We start from the raw sequence: 3349 nt of genomic DNA, 5'->3' as shown, positions 1-3349 counted from the left end.
GGGTATTCATTACAAGCGCCTTGATGATCGCCTTGGTTAAACTTCTTCAATAAGGTGGAGCGTGTGAAGTTACCTGCACCAAGGTTAAAGACAAAACTCACCATCATGTCGTATTCACCTTGGCTTGGTGTTTGGGTGATGTGTTTATTGACGACACGCTCAGCGGCAGCAACATCTTTAACGAATAGCTCAGCGGCTTTCTGCAATGTGAGTTTGGTGTTTTCCGTTACGCCCTGCGTATGACCTAACCCTGCAGTCCAAACATCAGCACTGCATTGGTAGGGCTTCAGCCTACAGCCTTCTTCATTCGCTACATGGCTAAGGCCGTTCTCACTGATTATTAGCTTTGAATCAATAGTAAAGACAATGGCAAGAACGGAAGCCACAGAACACACCACCGCCTGTATTGCTTTGGTTTTTAGGCTCATGCTGAACCCTCTTTTTGTGAGTTCAATTTGTCTAACTGCGCTTGGCTGAGTTTGGTTGCAATCGCGTAGTGACGAATCGCCATGATGCCAGCGCCAATACCGACCGCAACAGACAACACTTGGAGTACGTCATTCACGCCAAAACTGATTAGGGTTGCACTAATGGAAGCTAAGATTTTCTTTAGGCCAGTGACATCTAGTAGCGATACGACTAGTGCCTTTGCCTCTGATTCATTCATTGATTTCTCTCTTATGGCTAGTTAATTAGTTCCCCCATAAACAGTGTATCTAGTTGAGTTTTAAAGGGGACTTATGGCATTTCTAGTGTCGAGATATAGAAGTTCAGGGGGCAAGAAAGAGAAAACCCAGCGTGATGGCTGGGTTTAAATAGGGTTGGGATTAGTTGGCAGGCGGTGTTGGCCAAGGGTTTTCGGCTTTGATTTTCTGTTTGGCAGCTAAGGCTTGCAACTTCAACTGTCGTGCCTCTGTTTCCTGTCCTTCGTCCATAAGGTCCATCGCTTCCATTTTTAGTGGGTCACACATACGAGAATAAAGCTGTCGTCTTATCTCGTCAGTTTGGTTGTACTCGGCAACGTACTTGTTGCTTTGGTTGGTTACCCAAGCGTTGTTAATCCACTCGTCCCATTGTGTGGTTGGCTCGTCTTTTGTGTAGTCGTCAGTGATTAAAGACGCATCATCAAAGTCTTTGGGTTCGTGAGTTTGCTTATGATAAGCCGTAACCTCAACAAACTTAGGTTCTACCGTCCACGTTTGACTTTGCTCATCAAACTTAGCTTGTTCGGTTTCTGAATCTAACTCAGGAACCTCAATGAACGTGGCTAGCTGCGGCAATAGATAATCGTCATAGCCATCAATTTTATGGACTGGACGCTGACCGATATATTCAAATGTATCGCAATCGTAGAAATAGGCCGTTTTCATTACATCCACCCCCTGTGAATTTTAGCTGCGTAGTTGATTGAGTGTGGGCGGATTTCATGTGCTGTCGGGAGTTGTCTCGATGCATCAATGTCTAAGCCATAATTAGCGCCAGGGTCTGCACCTGGAGTGCCGATCTTAGCTGGCGTGCTACCGTAAATAGGCGAACCAAAGATACCACTTTCACTAACCACGGCAGCGCGATAAAACGCAGAAGTTGAGCCAGTAAAATTCCGAATTGCATCGCCTTGATACTCACCATGCGCCACACCTGCCGGAGTCGCACGTGTGTAAGCTCCGACTAAGTGGGGGTTAGGTCTGGTGAATGTGGTTGAACCATCACCGGCTCCCCAATACGCCGCGTACTTTTTCTTATTCGAATCTTTCAAAGCTTGGCTTATCAGCAAACCTGTTTTCTGAGCATGAGCCCAAAGCAGCGCATCGGTCGTTCTGGATAATGGCGCTCCATCCAAATCAACCCATCCCGGTCTTGGATTTGGGTCGTCAAATAATAGAGTCTCACCGCAACGGAGTGCTAACAGCTCCTTTTTGAGCTTGGAAAAGTGAAGCCCTAACAACTCCGTTTCCGTCACATACTGATTGTGCTTAAAAATGACCTGTCCAGCTTGCCCCGAAACCGCAGCTTTTAGAGTGACCATGCCACCAATGCCTTTTGCCAAGGCAATCACTGGGGTTTGGCAATCCACGATGGATTGGCCTGCGGTATCTACAATCTTGATTTGATAGAGGTACTCATTGAAGTGCGTTTCAATCGGTAGGTTGAGCACAAATGTCAGTACGCCATTGTCATCGTAATAACTGGCTTCGATTGTGTCAGTATGGAAAACAGACAAGCTCGCAGGTGGCGCGTTGTGGGTTAATGCCCCTATGAGCTGAAACTTTTTCGCGGTCTGTTTCAGGTTACTTTTGAGAATGCTGATCCCGTGCTGAGTTGGGATACCTTGCAGCGTGCTCATACGGTGTCTCCTATTTCAAGTTGCCAGGTTATGGCAGTGCAGCACAGAAAAGGGGCTTCAGCTTCTAATTCAAGCTGAGAGCTAAACTCTGGCTTCATGGTTAAGGCCGTAGCCAGTTCAAATTGTGTATTTGCATCAAACGGATAAATCCAATGAAACTCGGTGTGTGGCAGTCGTTTTTCTTCTAACGCTTTAAAGGCCGCGTCATTGTTGTAGCTGTACAGGTTTATCTTGATGAGGTTTGGATTCGCGATTTCATCAAAAACTACACCTTTAGAGCCCATCGTCATCAAGAGCCGTTGATAGTCGGAAATCTTCCAACCAAATTGCTGCTCTTCAAACTCAGTTAATAGCGACAGTTCAATATCGTCATGGGTTTGCTTGAAGTCTTTGGCCATGCCTTTGATGGTGTTAGCCAGCTCGACGTTCTCGGTGTCTTGCCAATACTCGCCTTTGGGTAATAGCCCACGGTAGGCGTTTTCAAAATCACCGGCACTGTAGTTAATAATTAAGTCGGCGGTGTCCACGTTACGCCTCCTAGTACATGTATCTGGTTTTTACCAATGGCGACCTCACCAACAGGTGTACGAACAATGAAGTTGTTGGTCACGGTTGAAGTGGTTAACACAATTTCAGTGTTGGTGATGGATTCAGGCTTTTGGGTTATCGGGTCAATTTTGCCCATTTTCCCTTTTACGAGATTTTCCAGTGCAGTGACTACATCATTACGTATGGCTTGGTCTTGAATGCCTTGTATCTCGATGTTGAGTGGCACTTGGTTCGGTAGATGAGCGATTGGGTGACAACCTGCCAGTCGATTTCGCTCAAAGGTGTCTTGCACTAACTTGACCACTCCTGCGCTTAAGGTCGGGTTGTTTTCTCGCGCACCGATATACACTTCCACCATGCCTCGCTGTGGGGTGTTGTCGAGCGCCCAGGCAAAGTCCACATCGGAGTGAGCAGACACGGCCCAGGCTTGGTAATCTTCTGATTTACCGATGAGCT

At 46.8% G+C, this 3349-nt stretch carries 6 protein-coding genes; all 6 read right to left on the bottom strand.

Going from position 1 to position 3349, the window contains the following annotated elements:
- Positions 1-428, bottom strand: a 428-nt coding sequence (locus AB4496_RS26200) for a lysozyme (protein WP_372132814.1), incomplete at its 3' end; no start/stop codon positions are given.
- Entirely contained in the window at positions 425-667 is a 243-nt protein-coding gene (locus AB4496_RS26195) for a hypothetical protein (RefSeq protein WP_065679523.1), read from the bottom strand. The genes AB4496_RS26195 and AB4496_RS26200, both read right to left, overlap by 4 nt.
- Before the next feature lie 160 nt (positions 668-827).
- Positions 828-1370 carry a hypothetical protein gene (locus AB4496_RS26190; RefSeq protein WP_102258105.1) on the bottom strand — a complete coding sequence of 181 codons (543 nt, stop codon included), beginning with the start codon at positions 1368-1370 and terminating at the stop codon, positions 828-830.
- Positions 1370-2344, bottom strand: coding sequence for a hypothetical protein (locus AB4496_RS26185; RefSeq protein ID WP_102258106.1), 975 nt, complete (start codon positions 2342-2344; stop codon positions 1370-1372). The genes AB4496_RS26190 and AB4496_RS26185 overlap by 1 nt, the downstream gene beginning before the upstream one ends.
- The gene (locus AB4496_RS26180; RefSeq protein WP_102258107.1) at positions 2341-2871 is read right to left on the bottom strand and encodes a hypothetical protein; all 531 of its coding nucleotides are present in this window, start codon (positions 2869-2871) and stop codon (positions 2341-2343) included. The genes AB4496_RS26185 and AB4496_RS26180 overlap by 4 nt, the downstream gene beginning before the upstream one ends.
- On the bottom strand, positions 2853-3349 hold a 497-nt coding region (locus tag AB4496_RS26175), incomplete at its 5' end, for a baseplate J/gp47 family protein (RefSeq protein ID WP_372132811.1). The genes AB4496_RS26180 and AB4496_RS26175, both read right to left, overlap by 19 nt.

Source organism: Vibrio sp. 10N.222.46.A1 (assembly GCF_041473595.1).
GTDB classification, from domain to species: Bacteria; Pseudomonadota; Gammaproteobacteria; order Enterobacterales; family Vibrionaceae; genus Vibrio; species Vibrio tasmaniensis_A.
The sequence above is the reverse complement of the archived record's forward strand: the minus strand, read 5'-3'. Positions and strand labels throughout refer to the sequence as shown.

Bases quoted from the DNA above. Each gene is read 5' to 3' on its own strand.
- AB4496_RS26185 (WP_102258106.1), bottom strand. From the start codon at position 2,344: ATGAGCACGCTGCAAGGTATCCCAACTCAGCACGGGATCAGCATTCTC.
- AB4496_RS26190 (WP_102258105.1), bottom strand. From the start codon at position 1,370: ATGAAAACGGCCTATTTCTACGATTGCGATACATTTGAATATATCGGT.
- AB4496_RS26195 (WP_065679523.1), bottom strand. From the start codon at position 667: ATGAATGAATCAGAGGCAAAGGCACTAGTCGTATCGCTACTAGATGTC.